Source organism: Devriesea agamarum (genome assembly GCF_900070355.1).
GTDB lineage: Bacteria > Actinomycetota > Actinomycetes > Actinomycetales > Dermabacteraceae > Devriesea > Devriesea agamarum.
In genome coordinates, this window is the sequence record NZ_LN849456.1 from 367,357 (window position 1) to 391,605 (window position 24,249).

Annotated in this window: 19 protein-coding genes; 17 read left to right on the forward strand and 2 right to left on the reverse strand. The window is 59.7% G+C overall.

The genetic code is table 11. The features are described from left to right. Positions 1–19 precede the first annotated feature (19 nt). The 4 genes from BN1724_RS01565 to aroB all read left to right on the forward strand — a co-directional run bounded on the left by BN1724_RS01565 (position 20) and on the right by aroB (position 3,949). Positions 20–847 carry an HAD-IIA family hydrolase gene (locus tag BN1724_RS01565; protein ID WP_058233944.1) on the forward strand — a complete coding sequence of 276 codons (828 nt, stop codon included), beginning with the start codon at positions 20–22 and terminating at the stop codon, positions 845–847. A gap of 90 nt (positions 848–937) precedes the next feature. Then, the gene (gene aroC, locus BN1724_RS01570) at positions 938–2,161 is read left to right on the forward strand and encodes a chorismate synthase (RefSeq protein ID WP_058233945.1); all 1,224 of its coding nucleotides are present in this window, start codon (positions 938–940) and stop codon (positions 2,159–2,161) included. A gap of 7 nt (positions 2,162–2,168) precedes the next feature. Beyond that, positions 2,169–2,795, forward strand: coding sequence for a shikimate kinase (locus BN1724_RS01575; RefSeq protein WP_058233946.1), 627 nt, complete (start codon positions 2,169–2,171; stop codon positions 2,793–2,795). Further along, positions 2,795–3,949 carry a 3-dehydroquinate synthase gene (gene aroB / locus BN1724_RS01580; RefSeq protein ID WP_058233947.1) on the forward strand — a complete coding sequence of 385 codons (1,155 nt, stop codon included), beginning with the start codon at positions 2,795–2,797 and terminating at the stop codon, positions 3,947–3,949. Before BN1724_RS01575 ends, aroB begins: the two co-directional genes overlap by 1 nt. 81 nt (positions 3,950–4,030) lie before the next feature. On the opposite strand, the gene BN1724_RS01585 is transcribed toward aroB, so the two are convergent. Further along, complete coding sequence (locus BN1724_RS01585; protein ID WP_084253075.1) at positions 4,031–4,816, reverse strand: trimeric intracellular cation channel family protein; 786 nt, start codon at positions 4,814–4,816, stop codon at positions 4,031–4,033. Positions 4,817–4,882: 66 nt separating this feature from the next. Between BN1724_RS01585 and coaE the strand changes: the two genes are divergently transcribed. From coaE to uvrB, 4 genes are all read left to right on the forward strand, one after another. After that, positions 4,883–5,494, forward strand: coding sequence for a dephospho-CoA kinase (gene coaE, locus BN1724_RS01590; RefSeq protein ID WP_058233949.1), 612 nt, complete (start codon positions 4,883–4,885; stop codon positions 5,492–5,494). A 40-nt stretch (positions 5,495–5,534) separates the two neighbouring features. After that, a complete protein-coding gene (locus tag BN1724_RS01595; RefSeq protein WP_172797061.1) occupies positions 5,535–6,920 on the forward strand; it encodes an MFS transporter in 1,386 nt (461 codons plus the stop codon). Between the two features lie 7 nt (positions 6,921–6,927). After that, on the forward strand, positions 6,928–7,269 hold the full coding sequence (locus BN1724_RS01600) for an ArsR/SmtB family transcription factor (RefSeq protein WP_058233951.1): 342 nt from the start codon (positions 6,928–6,930) through the stop codon (positions 7,267–7,269). A gap of 114 nt (positions 7,270–7,383) precedes the next feature. After that, positions 7,384–9,492, forward strand: a complete 2,109-nt coding sequence (uvrB, locus tag BN1724_RS01605) for an excinuclease ABC subunit UvrB (RefSeq protein ID WP_058233952.1) — start codon at positions 7,384–7,386, stop codon at positions 9,490–9,492. A 24-nt stretch (positions 9,493–9,516) separates the two neighbouring features. Here uvrB and BN1724_RS01610 read toward each other — a convergent pair whose 3' ends face one another. Further along, positions 9,517–10,194, reverse strand: a complete 678-nt coding sequence (locus BN1724_RS01610) for an MBL fold metallo-hydrolase (RefSeq protein ID WP_058233953.1) — start codon at positions 10,192–10,194, stop codon at positions 9,517–9,519. A gap of 159 nt (positions 10,195–10,353) precedes the next feature. Between BN1724_RS01610 and BN1724_RS01615 the strand changes: the two genes are divergently transcribed. The 9 genes from BN1724_RS01615 (at position 10,354) to tpiA (ending at position 24,111) form a co-directional block, all read left to right on the forward strand. Further along, the gene (locus tag BN1724_RS01615) at positions 10,354–12,294 is read left to right on the forward strand and encodes a sialidase family protein (protein ID WP_058233954.1); all 1,941 of its coding nucleotides are present in this window, start codon (positions 10,354–10,356) and stop codon (positions 12,292–12,294) included. Between the two features lie 323 nt (positions 12,295–12,617). Continuing rightward, entirely contained in the window at positions 12,618–15,461 is a 2,844-nt protein-coding gene (uvrA, locus tag BN1724_RS01620; RefSeq protein WP_157085709.1) for an excinuclease ABC subunit UvrA, read from the forward strand. 11 nt (positions 15,462–15,472) lie between these two features. Further along, positions 15,473–17,452, forward strand: a complete 1,980-nt coding sequence (gene uvrC, locus BN1724_RS01625; protein WP_058233956.1) for an excinuclease ABC subunit UvrC — start codon at positions 15,473–15,475, stop codon at positions 17,450–17,452. 61 nt (positions 17,453–17,513) lie between these two features. Further along, positions 17,514–18,512, forward strand: coding sequence for an RNase adapter RapZ (rapZ, locus tag BN1724_RS01630; protein WP_084252661.1), 999 nt, complete (start codon positions 17,514–17,516; stop codon positions 18,510–18,512). Beyond that, a complete protein-coding gene (locus BN1724_RS01635; protein WP_084252662.1) occupies positions 18,509–19,528 on the forward strand; it encodes a gluconeogenesis factor YvcK family protein in 1,020 nt (339 codons plus the stop codon). Before rapZ ends, BN1724_RS01635 begins: the two co-directional genes overlap by 4 nt. Positions 19,529–19,539: 11 nt before the next feature. Next, positions 19,540–20,517, forward strand: a complete 978-nt coding sequence (gene whiA / locus BN1724_RS01640; RefSeq protein ID WP_058233957.1) for a DNA-binding protein WhiA — start codon at positions 19,540–19,542, stop codon at positions 20,515–20,517. A 502-nt stretch (positions 20,518–21,019) separates the two neighbouring features. Next, positions 21,020–22,024 carry a type I glyceraldehyde-3-phosphate dehydrogenase gene (gap, locus tag BN1724_RS01645; protein WP_058233958.1) on the forward strand — a complete coding sequence of 335 codons (1,005 nt, stop codon included), beginning with the start codon at positions 21,020–21,022 and terminating at the stop codon, positions 22,022–22,024. A 108-nt stretch (positions 22,025–22,132) separates the two neighbouring features. Next, positions 22,133–23,332 carry a phosphoglycerate kinase gene (locus BN1724_RS01650; protein WP_058233959.1) on the forward strand — a complete coding sequence of 400 codons (1,200 nt, stop codon included), beginning with the start codon at positions 22,133–22,135 and terminating at the stop codon, positions 23,330–23,332. Then, positions 23,329–24,111 carry a triose-phosphate isomerase gene (gene tpiA, locus BN1724_RS01655; RefSeq protein WP_058233960.1) on the forward strand — a complete coding sequence of 261 codons (783 nt, stop codon included), beginning with the start codon at positions 23,329–23,331 and terminating at the stop codon, positions 24,109–24,111. Before BN1724_RS01650 ends, tpiA begins: the two co-directional genes overlap by 4 nt. Positions 24,112–24,249 lie beyond the last annotated feature (138 nt).

The window sequence follows — 24,249 nt, forward strand, 5'->3', positions numbered from 1 at the left end:
GGTACGGCACACTAGAGCTATGACGACCTCACCTGCGCACTCGGTTCATACCTGGCTCACCGATATGGACGGTGTGCTAGTGCACGAAGACAAGGCTCTTCCAGGGGCTTCTGAGTTCATTGACGCGTTGCGCCGCAACGGGCGACGTTTCCTGGTGCTGACAAACAACTCCATTTTTACGCCGCGGGACCTTCGTGCTCGGCTACAGCGCTCTGGCATCGACCTTCCGGAAGAGGCTATTTGGACTAGTGCTCTGGCAACCGCGCAGTTCCTTGCCGAACAGTCGCCCGGGTCCTCGGCCTACGTCATCGGGGAAGCAGGCCTGACCAGTGCAATGCACGACGCCGGTTTTGTTCTGTCTAATACGGATCCCGAATACGTGGTTCTTGGGGAAACTCGCACCTATTCATTTGAAGCGATCACGACGGCGATTCGACTGATCGGGCGAGGGGCAAAGTTCATCGCCACCAACCCGGATGCCACGGGGCCATCAGCTGAAGGGCCACTTCCGGCAACCGGATCAGTTGCCGCACTCATAACGGAAGCCACGGGGATCAAGCCTTATTACGTGGGCAAACCAAATCCGCTCATGATGCGCAGCGCGTTGAATCGGATCGAGGCGCACTCGGAGACCACCATGATGATCGGTGACCGGATGGATACCGACGTCATCTCCGGTCTCGAAGCCGGTATGCGTACAATTCTGGTTCTCACGGGTTCAACCACCCGAGACCAGATCACTCGGTTCCCCTATCGCCCGTGGCGAGTGCTGCCATCGATTGCGGAGGTGGTGGACCTCGTGGAAGAACTCGTTCCTTTGGAATCCGAAGAACTCGGCGAAGACTGAGTGGCGGGGTCGGCACCTGCGGACACATGCCGTGTCCATGAACGACCTGCTGGTCGGAAACGATAGCAGCGGCGTGGGAGAATCGACCGTATGCTTCGATGGCTCACAGCTGGTGAATCGCACGGCCCCTCTCTGTTGGCGACCGTAGACGGCTTCCCCGCGGGGGTGAGAGTGTGCTCCGACGATATTCGAGATGTTTTAGCCCGGCGTCGGCTCGGCTACGGGCGCGGTTCGCGCCAGGCGTTTGAACGCGATGAGGTGAGAGTGCTCGCGGGGCTGCGCCATGGCCTTACTTTGGGCTCGCCGCTCGCAGTGGAAATTGGCAACACGGAGTGGCCGAAGTGGGAGAAGGTGATGTCTCCTGATCCGGTTCCCCCGGAGGATCTGCTCATTGATGCTGGCACAGGGGATGAGCGAGAGATTGCGCGCAACCGTCCGTTGACCCGTCCGCGTCCAGGCCATGCTGATCTCGCGGGGATGCTGAAATATGGGCATCGTGAGGCGAGACCGATTCTCGAGCGGGCTAGTGCCCGCGAGACCGCTGCCCGGGTTGTGGTCGGGGCGCTATGTGCTGCGCTCCTCGAACAGACGGCGGGAATACGGCTGGTCTCTCACACGGTGGCGGTTGGGCCCGTTGCGGTACCTGAGGATGCCCCGTTACCGAGCCCGGATGATGGTCCGCAGCTCGATACTGACCCGTTGCGGTGTTTTCACTCGGAGACGTCCACAGCCATGGTCGAGGAAGTGGATCGTTGCCGGGCCGACGGCGACACACTTGGCGGTGTGGTCGAAGTTCTTGCGTACGGTGTGCCCATTGGTTTAGGTTCGCATACCCAGTGGGACCGCCGTTTAGATGGCAAACTTGCCCAGGCGATCATGTCGATCCAAGCCTTTAAAGGGGTGGAGATCGGAGATGGCTTCGCAACCGCCAGACGTCGAGGATCGGTGGCGCACGACGAGATTGTCGCTGATGCCTCCGCAAGCGACGGTTCCGGCAGCCGACGATTGAGTAATCGTGCCGGTGGTCTTGAAGGTGGAATAACCAACGGCCAGGTGCTCCGTGTTCGTGGTGCCATGAAACCGATTTCAACCGTTCCTCACGCCTTGCGCACGATCGACGTCGCCACCGGTGAGGACACTCGGGCCCACCACCAGCGATCCGATGTGTGTGCGGTGGCGCCAGCTGCTGTGATCGCTGAAGCGATGGTGGCGATCACCTTGGCAGATGCCCTGATTGAGAAAGCCGGCGGAGACAGCGTCGCTGAGATTCGGGCCCATCTCAAGGCCGGTCGGACTCAGTCTGGTCTGGGATGAGTGCGCTGTGATTGTGCTGATCGGCCCGATGGGTGCGGGCAAAACCACGGTGGGAACGCATCTTGCCCGGGTTCTGGAGTGTCCGTTCATCGACACAGACGAGGTGGTTGCGCAGCGCCTCGGCCGCACGATCCCGGAGATCTTTGCTGCTGTGGGTGAAGTCGGTTTCCGGGAAGCAGAACAAGATGCGGTGCTGTCGGTGCTGTCTGGCCCGGAGGGCGCGGCTACCGATCTTTCGGGCTTTTCTCGTGCTCATCAAGCGGGGCCGGTGGTGGCTCTGGGCGGTGGTGCCCCCACGATCGCGCAGGTGAGGACGGCGTTACGTCCGCACTTGACGATTTACTTGCGTCTGCCGAGTGAGGCTGCGGAGGATCGGCTCGGCAGCGAGCGCACAGGCGCGTCGCGATTAACACGGCCCTTGCTGGCCGGTGCCGATACGAAAACGGCTATGACGCGTTGGTGCAGGATTGCTGAGGAACGTGAGCCCATTTATCGAGAGCTGGCAGACGTGACCCTCGATGCGTCGAGATCCGTTGAAGATTTAGTCCAGCAGATCCTTCATGACTTCCATCTACCCAGCGAAACCTCGGTTCGTCCATCTATAACCCCCATGATCGGCAAGGAGAGTCTGTGATGACCTCGCCCCAGGTACTACCCGTGACCATCCCCGTGACGACGGATACCGGAGGATACGAGGTGCGTGTAGGCCGGGGACTGTTGGACCCCAACTGGTCTGGTGAGGGTGATCGTCATCCTCTGCTCGCGGCGGTGCCAGAGCATGTGCGCACTATCGTCATTGTTCATCCTCCGACGCTGGCGGAGCGCGCCGCGCAATTGCGCGAGTTATTGTCCAGTTCGGCTGCTCAAGCATCCATTCCAGTCTCTCAGTCACGCACGGTTTTTTTAGCGGAGGTTCCGGACGGGGAAGCCGCGAAAACCTCTCAGGTTGCGGCCTTTTTATGGCAGGTTTTTGGTCAGGCAGACATGACCCGTTCTGATCTGGTGATTGGTTTCGGGGGCGGTGCCACCACGGATTTGGCGGGGTTTGCAGCGGCGACCTGGTTGCGCGGAATTGATGTCCTCCAGATTCCGACGACGGTTGCCGCTGTGGTTGATGCTGCGGTTGGCGGTAAAACTGGAATTAATACGGCTGAGGGGAAGAACTTAGTTGGTGCTTTCCATACGCCCATCGCGGTTTTAGCAGATCTCGATCTTTTGAAGACATTGCCTCGTCATGACATCGCTGCTGGCCTGGCTGAGGTGGTGAAGGGAGGGTTCATCGCTGATCCGACGATTTTGGATCTGATTGAAGCGGATCCTGAGGCGGCTCTCGACGTGACAAGCGATGTCTTTGCGCAGGTCCTCGTGCGTAAGATCCGCATTAAGGCCGAGGTTGTCGGGCAGGATCTGCGGGAATCAGGGTTGCGGGAGATCTTGAACTACGGCCACACCTTGGCTCATGCAATTGAACGCTGTGAACGTTACCAATGGCGGCACGGTGCTGCAGTGTCTATCGGCATGGTATTTGCCGCTGAGCTCGCTCATTTAGCGGGAAAACTTAGCGAAGCCGATGTTGATCGGCATCGGAGTGTGTTGATCTCATTGGGTTTGCCGGTGACGTACCGGGGGGATCGCTGGGCTCAGCTTGAAGGCGCAATGCGTCGAGATAAGAAGGCCCGCGGATCGATGCTTCGGTTTGTTGTGCTCGATGCGATTGGACGTCCGACGCGTTTGGAGGGTCCTGATCCGGCCTTGTTGCTCGCCGCATACGGGGCGATCAGTTCCTAGCAGATTGCGAGCTGGTTTGTTCTGCTGCCTGGATGGGGACGCTTTGCGTGTAGGGGCACTGCGGTTTTGAATGCGAATACTCTATCCGCGGAAGCGCTGGGCGTCGTCGGCGAGGTCATCTCCGTCGAGGTCGACCACTGAGATCTGGCCGGTTTGGGAGGCGATGCGTTGGCGTTCAGCGCGCCGAGTGCGACGCACGAGTGAGCGCAGCTGCGAGGCCGATAGGGTGACCGACCAGTCTGTGTGCGTGGGAAGGTGCCAGCGTTTCCAGGCGGACAAAATTGCGAGCATGGCCCCGAGCCCGGCAGCGGGAATGACGAACCAGGCGGGGACGGGGGAGAGGACTACGGCGACGGTCGCTACGGAGGAGAGCAGGGCCGAGGTTGCGTACAGCGGTCCACCCCCGAAGATGACGGGGATGCGTCCGACCATAATGTCGCGGATGGCGCCTCCGCCTACCGCCGATATCACGCCGAGCAGAATAGCCGGGAGCACGTCCAGGCCTGCGGCGAGGGACTTAGCCGTTCCGGTCGCTGCCCACAGCCCAAGCGCGACGGCGTCGAGGACTCCGATCACGATCCGCCATCCTCGGCCGTCGGTGCGCACTAAGAAGGCGAATGTAGAACCGATCAGCGCGCAGACCAGGTACCACGGCCCGGCGAAGGCTGCGGGTACCCCCTGGACGATGACGAGGTCTCGAACGATGCCACCGCCGAGTCCGGATACCATGCCGATGACGGCGAAGCCGATGGCGTCAAAGCGCAGGCGCCGGGCTAGTGCACCGCCGACAATTCCCATGACTACCACGCCGAGCAGGTCGAGGGCGCGTAAAAGTCCGTTGTCTGTCAGGAGGTCTCCGGGGGTCACACGCACACGATAGGGGTGTGGCCCGCTATCTGCCCACCCGCTGACTGCTCGTCGTATGGTGATCTCATGCACGTGGTGGGTTTGACCGGTGGAATCGGCTCGGGGAAGTCAACGGTGGCGTCGATTTGGCGTGGGGCTGGTGTGCCGGTTCTCGATTTGGACGCGATGTCACGGGCAGTTTTGGATGCCCCGGGTTCGCCGGGGGCGGGTTTGGCTATTGAGCGGTTTGGGTCTCGAATTGTGGCGGCGGATGGCGCCATTGATCGTCAGGCGTTGGCGGCGATCGTGTTTGCGGATACTCGGGCACGGGCTGATCTGGAAGCCATTGTGTTGGGCCGGGTTGATGCCGAGGTCAGACGCCAGCATGCGCTGTTGCAGGCGGAGGGTGCCCGGTTGGTGGTGCACGATAATCCGTTGCTTTTGGAGAAGCGTCGCGAACGTGATTACGAGCTAGTGGTGGCTGTGCTGGCGAGGCGGGAGGATCGGCTCTTGCGGCTGGTGTCCGAACGAGGTCGTTCTCGGGAGTTCTATGAATCGGTGATCGCTGCGCAGGTGAGTGATCTCGAGCGTGTGCGCAGAGCTGATGTGCTGGTGCTCAATACGGGGGGCAGGGATGTCCTTATGGATCGTGCTCGCTGTGCCTGGGTTCGCGTGTGCGAACAGTTGAACTTCCACTAGGTTATGTTCAAAACTGCGCACACATGAATATAGTGTGGGGGTGCGGATTCTTCATCCCCTTAAAAATCCTCTGTATCGACGGCTGTTTAGCGCCCAGGTGATCGCCCTCAGCGGCACCGGTATTGCCACCGTTGCTCTCGGGCTGCTGGCATACCGTCTCAATCCGGAGCATGCCGGGGCAGTCCTCGGTACCGCACTTGCGATCAAAATGATCGCCTATGTTCTGGTTGCACCAGCAGCATCGGCACTGTTCGCCTGGATTTCACGGCGCAATCTTTTAGTGTCGGCAGACATTGTGCGCCTGGTCGCCGTTGTCCTTCTGCCTTTCGCCACGGATATCTGGCAGCTGTACCTGTTGGTGTTTGTGCTTCAGGCTGCGTCAGCGACGTTTACCCCCGCATTCCAGGCGATGATTCCCCAGGTCATCACCGATGAGGATGAGTACACCTACGCGCTGTCTCTGTCGCGCCTCGCCTACGACCTCGAAGCGGCTCTTTCTCCTCTCTGTGCGGCTGTTGTGTTAATGGTTCTGCCAGGACCGCAGTTGTTTTGGATAACCGCTGCGGGCTTTTCCTGCTCAGCGGCCATTGTGGCAACGAGTGCTCTACCTCGGCGCACGGGATTAGCTGAGCAAGAGAGAATGTGCATTGGTCGAACCAGGTCGCTGGTCAGCGCGGAAAAGCATTCTATTCTTGGGATGCTGGTTATGGGCGGTACACGGGCTCTCGGCGAACTTAGGCAGGGTGTCTCCCGAATGCGAGCGGGTTTTGCGTATTTCGGCGTGGACCCGGCGCTGCGGACACTGATTGCGCTCAATGTCGCAGTGTCCTTTGGGGGTGCCTTTGTTCTTGTGCAAACCGTGGTGATTGTCCGCGGTCCCTTGGGCGGAGGAGAGTCTTTCGTGGCGGTGATGCTTGCGATCAACGGGCTTGGATCCATGGTCGGGGCCTTCACCGTGCCCTCTGTTCTAGCTCGGATTGGTATTGCGCGCACCCAATTGGTCGGAGCGCTGGTACTAGCCGGTGCGATGCTCGCGCTCACTGCTGCGGTGCTGGTGACGTCCGTCGAGAACCTCCCGGTGGTGCTGGGAGTTTTATGGATGGCGATTGGTTTTGGCTGGGCCGTGGTGGAGACGCCGGTGGGGCAGTTGCTGCGGCAACGGGTGGCGCCCGCCGAGCTCCCGGACGTTTTTGCCGCCCAGTTTTCTCTATCGCACCTGTGTTGGCTCATGGCGTACCCGGTGGTTGGGTGGGTAGGAGGTTTGGGATTGACCACGTCCATCGGGGTATTAGCCGCTTTGACCTGTACAGGGACTGTTCTCGCCTGGTCTTCGATGCGAGGATGGCGGGTGCGGCAAAAATTGACCTGTGAAAATCGTGCTGGGGACCATGGAACGCCCCGAACGGGGACTGTGCGCCAGGCATAATCGTGGGGTGACTAATGCACCCGCGCCTGTTCCTGATCAGCACGAAATCGATATCGCGGTGTCCGTTCTTCGCCTTCTCGCAGATCCCACTCGCCTGACGATTCTGGCTATGTTGCACGGAACCGAGAAGTCGGTGGGGGAGATCAGCGAAATTCTCGGCAAACGAGGGCCGATGATTTCCCAGCATCTCGCTAAGCTCCGTGCCGGGCGGCTAGTGCTGGCTAGGCGGGATGGCACGAGCATTTTTTACTCTCAGCCCGATGAGCATATTGCGGCGTTAGTCTCCAACGTTCTCCATCATGCTGAGCATGAGCTGTACGACAACCCGCCGCATCACCGTCGGCCCTGAGCTACGCGTGGTGAGGTGACCGCTGGGCGTTGTGAAATGCGGAAGGGTTGCGCTCAGCGCTGAGAACCGTAAGGCCGCAGTTGGTATGTCGTAGGGGCGCACTAGGCTGACCGTATGCGTCCAGTCACTGATCTTGTCCGTTCCGTTCATCCTTTTGAGGTGGTCTCGCAGTACCGCCCGTCGGGCGACCAGCCGCAGGCCATTGACGAACTCGCCCGGCGCATTGAAGCTGGTGAGCGTGATGTTGTTTTGCTCGGTGCCACCGGTACCGGCAAGAGCGCGACGACTGCGTGGCTGATTGAACGCTTGCAGCGCCCCACTTTGGTGATGGCGCACAACAAAACCTTGGCCGCGCAGCTCGCCAGTGAATTTCGGGAACTTCTGCCCCACAACGCTGTCGAGTACTTTGTGTCGTATTACGACTACTATCAGCCCGAGGCATACGTTCCGCAATCGGATACCTACATTGAAAAAGACTCCTCTATCAACGCTGAGGTGGAACGGCTCAGGCACTCAGCGACTAATTCTCTTCTTACCCGTCGCGATGTGGTCGTGGTGTCTTCTGTCTCCTGCATATACGGGTTGGGTACCCCGCAGGAATATGTGGACCGCATGGTCCGGTTATCCGTGGGTGATTCCATCGACCGGGACGATCTCCTGCGTCGTTTCATCGGAATGCAGTATGACCGCAACGACATCTCTTTCGTGCGTGGAACGTTCCGAGTTCGCGGAGACACGGTCGAGATTATTCCGATGTACGAAGAACTCGCGCTCAGAATTGAGTTCTTCGGAGATGAAATTGACGCGCTCTACACTCTGCACCCGGTCACCGGGGAGGTAATCCGGGAAGAACAGCAAATCCATGTCTTCCCTGCTTCTCACTACGTAGCCGGCCCTGAGCGCCTGGCGCGCGCGGTGGAGTCCATCGAAAAAGAGCTGGGCGAACGCCTGGCGGAGCTCGAATCCCAGAACAAGCTTTTGGAAGCTCAAAGGCTGCGCATGCGCACAACTCACGATCTGGAAATGCTGCGGCAGATGGGAACCACTAACGGGGTAGAAAACTATTCGCGTCACCTCGACGGACGCGGGCCGGGCACACCGCCGAACACCCTGTTGGATTATTTCCCAGAGGACTTCCTGCTCGTGCTGGATGAATCCCATCAAACCGTTCCGCAGATCGGGGCCATGTTCGAGGGAGATCGTTCTCGGAAGCGAACGCTGGTCGATTTCGGCTTCCGGCTTCCATCTGCACTGGACAATCGTCCTTTAACGTTTGATGAGTTCGTTGAGCGCACAGGCCAAACCGTGTATCTGTCGGCCACCCCCGCTGCGTACGAGTTGGAACGCAGCAACGGGGTGGTTGAACAGATCATCCGCCCCACCGGTTTAGTGGATCCCGAAATCATCATGAAGCCCGTGAAGGGGCAGATTGATGATCTACGAGCTGAAATTGAGCAGCGGGTAGGCAAAAATGAACGAGTTTTGGTGACGACGCTGACCAAACGTATGGCGGAAGATCTCACCGATTATCTTCTCGAAAACGGGGTGCGGGTGCGGTATCTGCACTCGGATGTCGACACTCTGCGCCGGGTTGAGTTATTGCGCAGTCTGCGCCTGGGAGAGTTCGATGTTCTGGTGGGAATCAACCTTTTGCGAGAGGGCCTTGACCTGCCGGAGGTGTCCTTGGTCGCCATTTTGGATGCCGATAAGGAAGGCTTCTTGCGCTCGCGCACTTCGCTGATTCAGACCATCGGTCGTGCGGCCCGAAACGTATCCGGCGAAGTTCACATGTATGCCGATACCATTACCAACTCAATGCGTGAGGCCATCGACGAGACCAACCGGCGGCGCGAGAAACAGATCGCATACAACACAGAGCACGGCATCGATCCGCAGCCTCTGCGCAAAAAGATCGCTGATGTGACGGATATGCTCGCGCGAGAGGATATCGACACCGACACCCTGCTAGCGACCGACTATCGTTCGGGCAAGGAACGCGTGGCCCGGGATCGCGCACGCAGCGCCGCCATTGATGCAGCGGGGCCGCGCACTTTGGACCTCGGTGATGACCCAGTCGGCGAGTTGACCCGGCTGATTGCCGATATGACCGAGCAAATGCACGCCGCTGCCGCGCAGCTACAGTTTGAACTCGCCGCCCGGCTCAGGGATGAAGTGGCAGACCTCAAGAGCGAGCTGAGGAACATCCAAGAGGGGCAGAAATAAGGCGGTGAGCGCAGCGCGAAGCGTCTACCATCCCCGTTCGCGCCACTTCTCCAAGTGCGGGCGTTCTGAGCCGAGTGTGGTGTCCGGCCCGTGCCCCGGATAAACCCAGGTGTCGTCATCCAGCACATCGAAAATGCGACCGGTGACGTCGTGAAACAGCTGGGAAAAGCGTTCCGGATCGCCCTGTGTGGCACCCACTCCGCCCGGGAATAGGGAGTCTCCGGTGAACAGATGGTTGCCGAAGAAATCTCCTCGGTACAGCAGTGCAATGGAGCCCGGGGTGTGTCCGCGCAGGCCAATCACCTCAAGGTTGTGCACACCCACCCGCACGATGTCACCGTGTCGTAGAAGCTGATCGGTGTGCACCGGTATGTTCGGCGCATCCTCGGGGCTGGCTGCGGTTCGAGCTGAAGTGGCAGCGACCACAGCTGACAGGGCTCCGACATGATCGTGGTGGCAGTGGGTCGTAACAATAGTGTCGAGACGACTTTCTTGAGAGCCTTCGCGCACCAGCCGCAGCAGTCTTGGCGCATCGGCGGCCGCATCGATCATGAGCTGTGCACCGGTTAAACGGCAGGTCAGCAGGTAGGTGTTGTTATCCATAGGGCCTACCGCGACTTTGCGGATGATGAGGGTGTCGAGAATGCGGCGGTCTGTTGCGCCGCCGACCTCGACGTTTCCTGTGTAACGGTCCTCGAGCATGCTTTTAGTATCGCCTAATGCTGGCAGTGGTGGGTCAGTGGGGGCGGGTGAACTGCTGGATTAACCTCACTAGACATCGGACATCCGATGTGTGTAGGCTCTGTCACAGTGAACGAGACTGCTGGCTCGCAGCATGTCGCCACTTCAAGGAGCACACCGATGACGATGTCTCATCATGGACCTCACCCTTCACGCAGGATGTTGCTTTCGCTCGGGGCATGTGCGGCCATAGCGCCCGCTCTCACCTCATGGACGCAACCTGCGGCGGCCGCCCAATACGCGCCGCTCCAACCCACTGCACCCGTTCCGATCTCTCCGAAACCCATCGTTATGTACCCACGTGTCCCTGCTCAACAGCTGAGCGATGCCAAACCCGTCGATCTCGCCGTGCGGTATTCGGGTATGTTCCCCCGCTATCGCATCCCCGCGATCGCCACTCTGTCCGATGGCAGCGTGCTCGCCGTCTATGACGGACGGCCAACCATGCACGATTTACCGTCGAACATCGCTGTTCTTGCGCGTCGTTCCCGCGATGAAGGACGGACCTGGGGACCAGTCGAAATCATTCGCAAGGAGGCAGCGCCGAAAGGTTTCGGTGATCCAAGCATCCTGGTGGATCAGACGACCAACCGCATAATCGTGTTCTACGCGGCATCAATTAAACAGGGATTCTTCGGTTCGGGAACCGGCACCGACCCCCAGGACCCCAACCTGTTGCACCCGGATATTTCGATTAGCGACGACGGAGGGAAAACCTGGACTCATCGTCGGCTCACCCAGCAGATTCGCGAACCAGAATGGGCTGGCATGTTCGCCTCATCCGGCGGCGGCACCCAGCTCAAGTACGGACGGTTTGCCGGACGTCTGCTGCAGACATATGCCGTGAGGTACCAGGGCGCCAACTGGGCCATGGTGGCCTATTCCGACGACCATGGCGAGACCTGGAAGCATTCACAGCTGGTGGGCCCAGGAGCCGACGAAAACAAGGTGGTCGAGCTCAGTGACGGCACCGTGATGCTGAATTCTCGGGCTAAACCTCGGCGCCTGATCGCCCGGTCTGTTGATGGAGGCGTCACTTTTACTCCCTTCAAGGCCGACCCGGCTTTGCTTGATCCTGCTAATAACGGGGATATTCGGCGCCTGTACCCAGATGCAGCCCAGGGAAGTGATGCAGCGAAGATCCTGGTGTTCTCCAACACCGAGCATGAGCTCACTCGCCGTAATCTCGCGATTAAGGTCTCCTATGACGACGGTGCCACCTGGTCGGGGCGGCTGATCGTCGATGAGGGCTCCAGTGGCTACTCGACCATGACGGTGCTTCCCAGCGGGGATATTGGCATGCTGTATGAGCGGTCGGCCTATGACGCGGTGAGTTTCTTACGGATTCCGCTCGCGAAGCTGAAAGGTCCTAGGACTTCACTCGAACTTGTATCCGGCTCGGCAAAAGCAGGAACAAAATCCAGCTTGACCGTGCGGGTACGGAACCTCAGCAAAACTGCGATTCCCGCGGGAACGCTTGAGGTGGTTGGCATAGCGGGAATGAAAACGGTGTCCATTGCCTGTCCAAGCATCGCCGCTAAGGCGAATGCTGATCTGAAGGTGGACGTTGAGTTTCCGGCGATATCCCAGGGCAAGGTTCCTGTGCGCTTCGTGCATAACGTTCCTGCCAATGGCGCCGAATCGGGGACGTCCACGGCGTACGCAGAAGTCACCGTTGATCACAACGGCGTGCCCGTCGGTGGTCTGATCGTGGAGCCGATGCACGACTCCACGTGGATAGGCGGTGCTGATGGAATCGTGGGTGATGTCATCTGGCCACACATTGCATTGCGTAACTGCGGCAACGTGACCTTCAGCGATGTTGTTGTGAAGGACAGCAACGGACGGATGGCCCGATTCGACAAGATTGGTCCCGGGCAGATCACTCTGGTCCGCGATGCCGCACTGCACCCGACTATTACAGCTGAGGATGTCGCCGCAGGTAAGTGGAGCACAACCTACACGGTGACCGGCAATGCTGGGGGCCGGGGAACCATGTCCTTCACGGCGCCGCTCGAGATTCGGCTGACGCCGCTGACCCCGGCCTCTGCTGCTGGGTGATGCGTACAACCCGCGAACCGGGGTAGAAATACACGCCTTGGTACGGAGCGTGCAGATGGGGCCGACCAGGCCCCGAGCGGTGTGAATTGCGTTTGGTAGATGACGCGAGATGCTGCAATTGCCGCGGCCGCTCAGAGTCCGGTGGGTCCTGCTCAGGCGGCGCGATGTTCTCACAGTTGGTGGGCATCGCGCCGCTTTCGCATGGAGAGCGGATGGTGAGCGGTGCTGCCCGCAGTCGGTGTGCCGGTTTCACAATTAGCGTGACCGTTCGCGGGGAGCGGACCATCGGCTCGTTTGTCATACCCCCGCCTTAGGATGACACGGTGATGGAAACCCTCGTCGTCCGCGGAGCACGCGAACACAATCTGAAGAATGTTGATATCCAGATCCCCCGAGATCAGCTAGTCGTCTTCTCGGGGCTGTCTGGGTCTGGCAAGTCCTCACTCGCATTCGACACGATTTTTGCCGAAGGCCAGCGTCGCTACGTCGAGTCGTTATCCGCTTATGCGCGCCAGTTCCTCGGGCAGATGGATAAGCCGGATGTTGATTTCATCGGGGGACTGTCCCCAGCGGTTGCCATCGATCAGAAATCCACGAGCCGAAACCCCCGCTCCACGGTGGGAACGATCACAGAAATCTACGATTACCTGAGGCTTTTATTCTCCAGGGCAGGCACACAGCACTGTCCTAAATGCGGGGAAGAGGTCTCAGCATCCAGTGCTCAGCAGATTGTGGACACGATTTTGCGCCTGGACGAAGGCACCAGATTTCAAATCCTCGCTCCGGTTGTGCGCGGGCGCAAAGGGGAGTTTGTCGATCTGCTGGACTCGCTGCGGTCCCAGGGCTTTGCACGGGCGAGGATTGACGCAACGGTGCGGCGACTCGATGAGTCCATCACGCTCGATAAGAAGTTCAAACACACCATTGAGGTCGTTGTGGACCGCCTCGTTGCGCGGCCCGATGCTCGCAGGCGTCTTACCGATTCAGTGGAAACTGCGTTGAAGATTGCCGAAGGAGTAGTTGTCCTCGACCTCGTCGATATGGACGACGATGATCCCGCCCGCCAGCGCAGGTTCTCAGAAAAGCGTGCGTGTCCCAATGAGCATCCGCTGGCTATCGACGACATCGAGCCTCGGTCCTTCTCCTTTAACGCACCCTATGGCGCCTGTCCGGACTGCACCGGGCTCGGTTCCCGGCTCGAAGTGGATCCCGAGTTGGTTGTTCCCGATGAGGAGCTTTCCCTTTCCCAGGGCGCGATCGCCCCGTGGGCCCAGAACTCAGCGGACTACCACCAACAGGTAATGTCCGGTCTTGCTGAAGAACTCGGATTCGATATGGATACTCCGTGGCGCGCGCTGCCCAAGCGGGCTAAAGATGCGCTATTGCACGGTAAAGACCACAAGGTCCACGTCCGGTATCGCAATCGTTTTGGGCGCGAGCGCATGTATTCCACCGGCTTCGAGGGGGTCATCCACTTCTTGAATCGGCGGCACGATGGCACCGAGTCTGATTGGGCGCGCGAGAAATACGAGGCCTATATGCGCCAGGTGCCATGTCAGACGTGTGGTGGGGCGAGGCTGCGTCCGGAAATTCTCGCCGTCACGGTCGGTGGCCGTTCTATCGCCGATGTCACCTCCATGTCTATTTCTGAGGCCTCAGAGTTTTTAGGGAGTCTTACGCTCGGTGCACGCCAAGCCAAAATCGCCGATAGCGTGTTAAAAGAGATCCGGGCTCGGCTTGGATTCTTACTCGACGTGGGTCTGGATTATCTGACCCTGGCCCGGGCCGCTGCCACGCTGTCGGGCGGTGAAGCTCAGCGTATTCGCCTTGCAACGCAGATCGGTTCCGGTTTGGTGGGTGTTCTCTACGTTCTGGATGAACCGTCCATCGGCCTTCATCAACGAGATAACCAGCGCCTGATTAAAACCTTGACCCGGTTGCGCGATCTCGGAAACACGCTGGTGGTCGTCGAACATGACGAAGATACGCTCAACGCTGCTGACTGGGTGGTCGATATCGGTCCGGCAGCCGGTGAACACGGCGGAAAAGTGGTGCATTCAGGAACGGTTGCCGCGCTGAAGAAGAATCGGGAATCACTGACCGGCCGCTATTTATCTGGCGAACTGTCAATCCCGGTGCCCTCCACCAGGCGCCCGATTGATCCGTCCCGGGTACTGACCGTGGTCGGAGCGCGCGAGAACAACCTCCAGTCCATTGATGTCACGTTCCCGCTCGGAACTCTCACCGCGGTCACAGGGGTCTCAGGATCGGGTAAATCGACGCTGGTCAACGATATTTTGTTCCAGACCCTCGCTCGGGAACTCAACCGTGCACGGACGGTGGCTGGGCGCCATAAGCGCGTCGAAGGACTGGAAAATCTCGACAAGGTGGTTCACGTTGATCAATCTCCGATAGGTCGTACCCCGCGCTCAAATCCTGCTACCTACACCGGTGTGTGGGATCACGTTCGCAAGCTTTTCGCGCAGACCAATGAGGCCAAGCTACGCGGGTACCAGCCTGGCCGGTTTTCGTTCAACGTTAAGGGCGGGCGCTGCGAGGCATGCTCTGGTGATGGCACTCTCAAAATTGAGATGAACTTCCTCCCGGACGTGTATGTCTTATGCGAAGAATGCAAGGGCGCTCGGTATAACCGGGAAACCCTGGAAGTGCGTTTCAAAGGGAAAAACGTTGCCGATGTGCTCGACATGTCGATCGAAGAAGCCCTTGAGTTCTTTGACGCGGTGCCGCCGATTCGACGTCAAATGCAAACCCTGGTGGATGTGGGTCTGGGGTATGTGCGGCTAGGCCAAAGTGCGCCAACCCTGTCCGGAGGGGAAGCGCAGCGCGTCAAACTCGCTTCGGAACTGCATAAACGCTCAAACGGACGCACCGTCTATGTGCTGGATGAGCCCACCACTGGTTTGCATTTCGACGATGTGCGAAAGCTGCTCGGTGTGCTCGACGGGCTGGTGGACAAAGGCAACACCGTGATCGTGATCGAACATAATCTCGATGTCATCAAAACCGCGGACTATGTCATCGACCTCGGTCCAGAAGGGGGGCACGGCGGCGGCAAAGTTATCGCCACCGGAACCCCCGAGGAGGTCGCCCGGGTTGAGGGCTCCTACACCGGTCACTATCTCGCGCCGATGCTGGCATCAGCCTGACGGTTGAGCGCATGGCAGATCCCGTCACATACCGCCCCTCGCCGGGAAGTATTCCGACCACACCCGGGGTTTATCGTTTCCGCGACCAGGATGGCCGTGTCATCTACGTGGGGAAGGCAAAGAACCTCCGGGCGCGGCTCTCGAACTATTTTCAAGACCTCGCCTCGCTGCATCCACGCACCCGGCGGATGGTGACAACAGCGTGCTCCGTCGAATGGACGGTGGTCGGCACCGAAGTTGAGGCGCTCACCCTCGAATACTCCTGGATTAAAGAATTCGATCCGCGTTTCAATGTGAAGTTCAGGGACGATAAGTCCTACCCGTATCTCGCGGTTACCATGGGCGACAAGATTCCCCGGGCGCTGGTCACCCGACGGGCGAAAAAACCGGGGGATCGGTTCTTTGGTCCCTACACACATGTCTGGGCCATTCGAGAGACCCTGGATCTACTTCTGCGGGTTTTCCCCGTGCGCACCTGCTCTCCAGGTGTATATCGACGTGCTGAACGGTCCGCCCGCCCATGCCTGCTCGGATTTATCGATAAGTGTTCAGCTCCCTGCGTTGGCCGCATTGATGCGCAGCGCCACCATGAACTCGCAGAACAACTATGTGACTTCATGGCGGGTAACACCGGTAAATACGTCCGCAAACTTGAGGACGACATGCGTCGTGCCGCCGAAGAGCTCGATTTCGAGACTGCGGCCCGCTACCGCGATGACCTCCAAGCTTTGACCAAGGTGCGGGAAAAGAACACGGTGGTGCTCTCAGACGCCACCGATGCCGATGTGATTGGTATTGCCATGGACGAGTTGGAAGCATCAATTCAGGTCTTCCACGTGCGCGGAGGGCGAATCAGAGGGCAGCGCGGCTGGACTGTTGAACTCGTGGATTCCTCAGGGCTAGAAGACCTGGTAGAGCGCACCTTGACCACGCTGTATGAAGATTCCCATGCCCCGAAAGAAGTGCTAGTTCCGCATCTTCCCAGCTCTTTGGATGAATTGCGTGCACATTTGGGCGCGAGCGTCGATATTAGAGTTCCCCAGCGGGGAGAAAAAAAGGACCTGCACGCGACAGTCACCGCCAACGCCGCCGATGCTCTACGTCTACACAAATTACGGCGCACCGGAGATCTCACCGCTCGCTCCAAAGCACTGGAAGACCTCGCAACGGCGCTGGGCTTAGATACCCCGCCACTGCGGATTGAATGCTACGACGTCTCGCATTCGCAGGGCACCAACGTAGTCGCCTCCATGGTGGTATTTGAAGATGGCTTGCCACGCAAAAGCGAATATCGCCGTTTCAGCATTAGGGGAGAAGCAGCCCGTGATGACACCGCATCCCTTCACGATGTGATCTCACGCCGTCTGGCCCGTCACCTTGCCGAACGGGACCGCACATGCACTAGCGAAGCCACAGCACCCGGTCATTTCACCCCTGAGGATCCTCAGATCGACAGTCCCGAGGCCGCCAACACGCTCAGCACAAATATGGACCGTCGCTTTGCGTACCCACCCTCGCTGATCGTGGTCGACGGAGGACCAGCCCAGGTCGCCGCAGCCCAGGCCGCCTTCGATGAACACGGGATTACCGATATCGCATTAGTTGGCCTGGCTAAACGACTGGAAGAGGTGTGGCTGCCCGGAGATGAATTCCCCGTCATCCTCCCTCGCACCAGTGATGCGCTTTTTCTGTTACAGCGCTTGCGAGACGAAGCCCACCGCTTTGCTATTGCCTTTCACCGCTCGAAACGGGGCCGGGCAATGCAAGAAAGCATTCTTGATCAAATCTCGGGTCTCGGACCGAAACGGCGAGCGGCTTTGCTAGCACAGTTCACCACCGTGAAAGCTCTTCGCGCAGCAGATCCCCAGGAGATCGCGAAAGTTCCTGGTTTCGGGCCCGCGTTAGCGGAGCAGGTGTGGCGGGCACTACAATCCGAGAAGGAGGAACCAGCGGTAAATATGACCACGGGTGAGATCCTCGATCCGAGCTAGAGCGCTGACAATGACATGTCTGCGGATGAGAACGACCTGAAAGGACGAGGAGAACCTGCATATGACAAAGTCACCGGGCCCTGATTCAGTAACTCCGTCCCCGGACCCCAGTTCCGATACCACAGAGCCCCTGCCGCCCGATATCTCTGCTGAGACTGCATCCCAGCGCGATCACTGCGCGTCAGCCTCGGACATATCGCGTCAGCCCGAGATCGTCATCATCACCGGGCTTGCTGGCGCCGGACGGGAGACAGCGGCTCATGCCCTGGAGGACCTGGGCTGGTATGTCGTCTACAACATCGCTCCTCAGCTGATCAAAACCCTGTACGACCTCCAATCCCAGGCCGAAGGCCGTGACACTCGGTTTGCCTGTGTGGTTGACCCTCGCAGCGGCCCCTTCTTCTCTGAACTACCTGAAATCTTGCATGAGCTGGCGCGAGTAGAAATTCGTCCACGGCTCGTTTTCCTCACCGCTGACGAACAGACCCTAGTGCGTCGGTTTGATTCCGTGCGCCGTCCGCACCCCCTACAGGGTGACGAAGGCGTCCTCGAGGGGATCCGAAGGGAACGCGAACAGCTGGCGCCACTAAAAAAGCTGGCGGATGTTTTGGTCGACACGTCGGCTCTGAATGTTCACCAGCTCACGATGCGAATGCGAACAGCCTTCGGATCCGCCGAAGACCAACGGTTAACCATCAATGTGATGTCGTTCGGATTCAAATACGGCATTCCTTTGGAAGCAGACCACGTTAGTGACGTCCGGTTTATCCCCAACCCCTATTGGATTCCTGAACTGCGCCCATTGCGCGGCATCGACGATGAAGTTGCCGAGTTCGTTCTCGGGGCAGCTAATGCCGAAGAATTTGTTGGCGCGTATCTCGACATGCTGGCTCCGGTTCTGCGCGGTTATCGCACGGAGAATAAACACTTCACAACCCTGGCATTTGGCTGCACCGGCGGTAAACACCGGTCCGTTGCTATTGCCGAACGCATCGGGGAGGACCTTCGCCGCAGCGGACATGTAGTGCGGGTACGGCACCGCGATTTGGGGCGGGAATGAAACGCCAGATCGTGAGTCCCGATGCTGGGGATCGCGCCCGGATTCGGCGGTACACAACCGGTCCTTATGCTGTGCGCGGGCCCAAAGTGGTTGCACTCGGAGGTGGACACGGGCTCGCTGCGAATCTTCGAGCCCTGAGGCATTTATCGGATGATCTCACCGCCGTGGTGACGGTGGCAGATAACGGAGGGTCCTCGGGCAGAATCCGGGCGCAGCTTCCCGTATTACCTCCTGGTGATTTGAGAATGGCCTTAGCGGCACTATGTGATGATTCCGACTGGGGCCTCGTGTGGCATGACGTGGTGCAACATCGGTTTGAAACCGACGGCGACCTCACGGGGCATGCGCTAGGAAATCTGTTGATCGTGGCCCTCTGGCAGATACTTGACGACCCGGTGGCAGGCCTACAGCAGGTGGGGGCGCTGCTGGGGGCACGCGGCACTGTGCTTCCTATGGCGCTGGAACCGCTGGATATTGAGGCCGAAGTGGTGATGCGGGGAGTCCGTCGGCTCATCCGTGGCCAGGCCCAAGTGGCGCGAGCCGAGGGAGTCGTCGATCAACTCCGGTTATCTCCAGCAGATCCCGAAGTTCCAGAACAAGCCATCCGAGCCATTGAACAAGCGGACTGGGTGATTGCCGGTCCTGGCTCCTGGTATACCTCAGTTCTTCCGCATTTCATGGTGCCGCAGTTAGCGGATGCACTCCGACGGAGCCAAGCTCGAATATGCATTACGATGAATCTTTCTGCCGGGGTCAGTGAGACCGAGGGTATGACGAGCAGCGACCTCCTCAGGGTCTTGCTCGAGCGGGCTAAGGGGCGCAGTTTCGATGCCCTGGTGGCTGACCCGACGTGTTTGGACGATGCTCTCGACCTCGCAGAGTTTGCAGAGTCGCACGGGATCCATACCGTCTTGCGGCAGGTATCAATCGGGGATGGAACGGCCCGGCATGACCCAGTGCGTCTCGCTGCGGCGTACCGTGACGTCTTCGATTCGGTATTTTCGGACGTGGAGTAAGGGAGAGGTTCATGGCGCTGACCGCGTCCGTTAAAGAAGAGCTGGCACGAGTTGAGGTCACCAAGCCGTCGTGTCGTAAAGCTGAAGTCGCCGCTATTTTGCGTTTTGCGGGCGGTCTGCATTTGGTTGCCGGACGGATCGCCATTGAGGTTGAACTCGATGTGGCGGCGGCGGCCCGGCGTTTACGACGCGATGTGCAGGAACTGTACGGCCACAGCAGTGAACTTGCGGTGCTAGCGCCGTCGGGTATCCGTCGTACCACCCGCTATCTGGTGCGAGTGCTCGGGGATGGGCAGATTCTCGCGCGGCAGACCGGACTGCTCGATGCGCGTGGACACCCGGTGAGGGGGATGCCTCCTCAGATTGTCGGGGGTGCGATGCACGATGCCGAAGCTGCGTGGCGCGGAGCGTTTTTGGCCCACGGTTCGCTCACCGAACCTGGTCGCAGCGCAGCCTTGGAACTGACTTGCCCTGGACCGGAGGCGGCGCTGGCCATGGTTGGGGCAGCCCGGAGGCTGGGAATCGCCTCCAAAGCGCGGGAAGTGCGCGGTGTGGACCGGGTAGTGATGCGCGACGGCGACGCCATTGCGGCCTTACTCACCCGGCTCGGCGCGCACGAAACTGTGTTGGTGTGGGAAGAGCGCAGAATGCGTCGCGAGGTGCGGGCGACAGCTAATCGCCTCGCGAATTTTGACGACGCTAACCTGCGCCGCAGTGCCAGAGCTGCGGTGGCCGCCGGGGCCCGAGTGGAAAGGGCGTTGGAGATCCTGGGGGATCGCACCCCGGAGCATCTGCGCGCCGCGGGTTTACTGCGGATTGCCCATAAGCAGGCCAGCCTGGAAGAGCTGGGGGCGCTTGCGGATCCGCCCATGACGAAGGATGCGGTGGCGGGTCGAATTCGGCGTCTGCTCGCGATGGCCGATAAACAAGCCGAGGCAGACGGCATCCCCGGCACAGACGTCAATCTCGGATCTGAGCAGGTGGACTGAGGCTGTAAGCATCTCGAAGAGAGCGCGGAGCTTTCTGGCTCCAAAACGACTCGGACCGCTCGGATAGTGAGCCAGGGCATGACCGGTTTATGGGATGGACCGACGCACGAGTGGTTTATGAGAAGGTTTATGGCTTGGCTCGGGTTGTGCACGTGGCTCGAGTTGTCCGCCTAGCTCGGACTGTGTGAGCAACTCGGGTGGTATGAGTAACCCAGGTCATGTGAGTAGACAGGTCGATGATGTGCGGCCGGGCAGCTATCCGACGCAGCTGTACTCCTAAACCGATCTCCTATGAGGTAAAAATGAGAGGTACAGCACTCCCGTTGGGCGTGTAGGCGGTGCAGCATGCCCTCGTCCCGTGTCAAAACGGTGAAAGTCCTGTCCGGCGAAGTGTACGCTTATGGGGTCGGACCCGAATGGGACCGGCTGCGCACGAGGGAGTGCGTGCCAGAACTGTCTCCAACAGCGACGGTGAACTCCGTCGTGTGCCTAGGAGGGCACTGTGACCATCAAAGTCGGCATTAACGGATTCGGTCGTATCGGGCGCAACTTCCTGCGCGCCGCCCTCGCTCAGGGCGCGGATATCGAGATCGTGGGCGTCAACGACCTCACCGACAACAAGACCCTCGCTCACCTCCTCAAGTACGACTCGATCCTCGGTGTTCTGAAAGAGGATGTCTCCTACGACGACGATTCCATCACCGTCGGCGGAAAGTCCTTCAAGGCCCTCGAAGAGCGCGACCCGGCAAACCTCCCCTGGGGCGAGCTCGGCGCGGACATCGTGCTCGAGTCCACCGGCCGCTTCACCGATGCCACCAAGGCCAAGGCTCACCTGGACGCCGGCGCCAAGAAGGTCGTCATCTCCGCTCCGGCGAAGAACGAAGACGCCACCTTCGTGATCGGTGTGAACGACCAGGATTACGATCCGGCCAACCACAACATCATCTCGAACGCATCCTGCACCACCAACTGCCTTGCGCCGCTGGCCAAGGTCCTGAACGACGAGTTCGGCATCGTCAAGGGCCTGATGACCACGGTTCACGCGTACACCGCTGACCAGAACCTGCAGGATGGCCCCCACTCGGATCTGCGTCGCGCCCGCGCCGCTGCTCTGAACATCATCCCGACCAAGACCGGTGCTGCTAAGGCTGTCGCCCTGGTCCTGCCGGAGCTGAAGGGCAAGTTCGATGGCTACGCTCTGCGCGTGCCCACCCCCACCGGTTCCGTCACCGACCTCACCTTCGAGGCATCCCGTGAGGTGACCGTCGAAGAGGTCAACGCTGCGGTGAAGAAGGCTGCTGAGGGTGCGCTTAAGGGTGTCCTGGCCTACACCGAGGACCCGATCGTGTCCTCCGACATCGTGACCGACCCGCACAGCTCGATCTTCGACGCTGGCTGCACCAAGGTCATTGGCAACCAGGTCAAGGTCGTCTCCTGGTACGACAACGAGTGGGGCTACTCCAACCGCCTCGTCGACCTGATCTCGCTCGTGGGCAAGAGCCTCTGAGCATCACGCCGTTTCTTACGTGAGAGCCCGCGTGGTACCCCGGTGCCACGCGGGCTCTTGCCGATCCATGCCCGGTTTGAATCGGGTATCAGCACTGCTAGGAGTGATATGAAGACCATCGAAAGTCTCGGAGAGCTGCGCGGAAAGCGCGTTCTTGTCCGCAGCGATCTCAATGTGCCGTTGGACGGCACCACCATCACCGATGACGGGCGTATCCGCGCCTCTATCCCGACGATCAAGAAGCTTTCGGATGCCGGAGCCAAGGTCATTGTCGTGGCTCACCTCGGTCGCCCCAAGGGCACCCCGGACGAGAAGTACTCGCTGAAACCAGTGGTTGCTCGCATGAGTGAACTGCTCGGCCGTCCCGTGGCGTTCGCCACCGATACCGTCGGTGAGAGCGCACATGAAACCGTTGCCGCTCTCGGCGAAGGTGACGTAGCGATTCTTGAAAACCTTCGCTTCAATGCGGGAGAGACCAGCAAGGACGAGGCCGAGCGGACCGAGTTTGCCAAGCAACTTGCTGAACTCGCCGACGCCTTTGTTTCCGACGGATTCGGCGTTGTGCACCGCAAGCAGGCTTCTGTCTACGACGTGGCCAAGCTGCTTCCGGCGGCAACCGGTGGCCTCGTGCTCAACGAGGTGGAATCGCTGCGCAAGGTGACCGATGAGCCTGCCCGCCCGTTCGTGGTGATCCTGGGCGGCGCGAAGGTTGCCGACAAGCTCGGGGTGATTGAAAACCTGCTGGACAAGGCTGACCGCATTCTCATTGGCGGCGGTATGTCCTACACCTTCCAGAAGGCGCTCGGTTACGAGATCGGAAAGTCTCTGCTCGACGAGGGCCAGATTGAGACTGTCAAGAGCTACATGGAGCGGGCTAAGGCCAATGGCGTTGAGCTGGTCCTGCCCGTTGATGCCGTGATCGCTCCTGAGTTCGGTCCGAACGGCCCGGCCAGCGTGGTCGCCTCCGATGCGATTCCTGCCGATCAGGAAGGCATGGATATTGGCCCGAAGACCCGCGAGCTTTTCGCGGAGAAGATCCGGGACGCCAAGACGGTGTTCTGGAATGGGCCGATGGGCGTATTTGAATTTGAACTTTTCGCAGAGGGCACCAAGGCCGTTGCAGAAGCTTTGGCTGAGTGTGAAGGTTTCACCGTGGTCGGTGGCGGCGATTCCGCGTCCGCTATCCGTAACCTAGGTTTCGATGAAGCGAAGTTCTCGCACATTTCGACCGGTGGCGGTGCCAGCCTCGAACTGATCGAGGGCAAGGAACTGCCGGGCATCGCGATCCTTGAGGAGGAAGCTAAGTGACCACCCGCACCCCGCTCATGGCGGGTAACTGGAAGATGAACCTCGACTACAAGCAGGGCCTGGCTTTGGTTGAAGAACTAGGGGACAAACTGGCAGCAGCTGGCCACGACTACAACGCGGTCGAGGTGGCGGTCCTGCCCCCGTTCGTCGACATCCGGACGGTGCAGACCGCGGTTGACGCGGGCAAGCTCGGTCTGGCCTACGGCGGCCAGGATATCTCCGCTCATGAATCCGGTGCCTACACCGGTGAGGTATCCGGTTCCATGCTGAAGGCGCTCGGTTGCACGTATGCAGCCGTGGGGCACTCTGAACGTCGCCAGTACCATGGCGAGGACGAAGCCATCACGAACGCTAAGGTAAAGGCCGCATTTGCCGCGGGCCTGGTGCCGATTCTGTGCGTCGGTGAGCCGCTGGAAGAGCGCAAAGCCGGTAAGCATGTTGAGTACACCATCGCACAGCTCGAGGGCGGCATCGAAGGGCTGCCTGCCGAAGATGCCAAGCGTATCGTCATCGCTTATGAGCCTGTGTGGGCGATTGGCACCGGCGAGGTAGCGACCCCTGAGGATGCTCAGGAAGTCTGCCACGAAATCCGGGAGTTCCTCCGGGTCCAGTACGGTCCCGAGGTTGCTGATGCGGTGCGTGTCCTCTACGGCGGCAGCGTCAAGGCGGACAATGTGAAGCAGATTATGGCTAAGGAAGACGTCGACGGGGCTCTTGTTGGCGGAGCATCCCTGAAGGCCGATGGCTTTGCCGCGATCGCAACCTACCAGAAAGCCTGATCCGGTTTTTAACAGCGTGAGGCCCGGTGCCGATCTCATGAGATCGACACCGGGCCGCGTTTGTATCTAGGCGGTGCCTGAGGCTGGGCCTGTCGGTGAGCTCGTGTACCTACCTCATCGTGTGTGGTGCCGGTGGGA

What these genes read in the sequence shown, in the direction of transcription:
- BN1724_RS01565 (WP_058233944.1), top strand. Translation starts at nt 20, where the DNA reads ATGACGACCTCACCTGCGCACTCGGTTCATACCTGGCTCACCGATATG.
- aroC (WP_058233945.1), top strand. Translation starts at nt 938, where the DNA reads ATGCTTCGATGGCTCACAGCTGGTGAATCGCACGGCCCCTCTCTGTTG.
- aroB (WP_058233947.1), top strand. Translation starts at nt 2,795, where the DNA reads ATGACCTCGCCCCAGGTACTACCCGTGACCATCCCCGTGACGACGGAT.
- coaE (WP_058233949.1), top strand. Translation starts at nt 4,883, where the DNA reads ATGCACGTGGTGGGTTTGACCGGTGGAATCGGCTCGGGGAAGTCAACG.
- uvrB (WP_058233952.1), top strand. Translation starts at nt 7,384, where the DNA reads ATGCGTCCAGTCACTGATCTTGTCCGTTCCGTTCATCCTTTTGAGGTG.
- BN1724_RS01610 (WP_058233953.1), bottom strand. Translation starts at nt 10,194, where the DNA reads ATGCTCGAGGACCGTTACACAGGAAACGTCGAGGTCGGCGGCGCAACA.
- BN1724_RS01615 (WP_058233954.1), top strand. Translation starts at nt 10,354, where the DNA reads ATGACGATGTCTCATCATGGACCTCACCCTTCACGCAGGATGTTGCTT.
- uvrC (WP_058233956.1), top strand. Translation starts at nt 15,473, where the DNA reads ATGGCAGATCCCGTCACATACCGCCCCTCGCCGGGAAGTATTCCGACC.
- rapZ (WP_084252661.1), top strand. Translation starts at nt 17,514, where the DNA reads ATGACAAAGTCACCGGGCCCTGATTCAGTAACTCCGTCCCCGGACCCC.
- BN1724_RS01635 (WP_084252662.1), top strand. Translation starts at nt 18,509, where the DNA reads ATGAAACGCCAGATCGTGAGTCCCGATGCTGGGGATCGCGCCCGGATT.
- whiA (WP_058233957.1), top strand. Translation starts at nt 19,540, where the DNA reads ATGGCGCTGACCGCGTCCGTTAAAGAAGAGCTGGCACGAGTTGAGGTC.
- BN1724_RS01650 (WP_058233959.1), top strand. Translation starts at nt 22,133, where the DNA reads ATGAAGACCATCGAAAGTCTCGGAGAGCTGCGCGGAAAGCGCGTTCTT.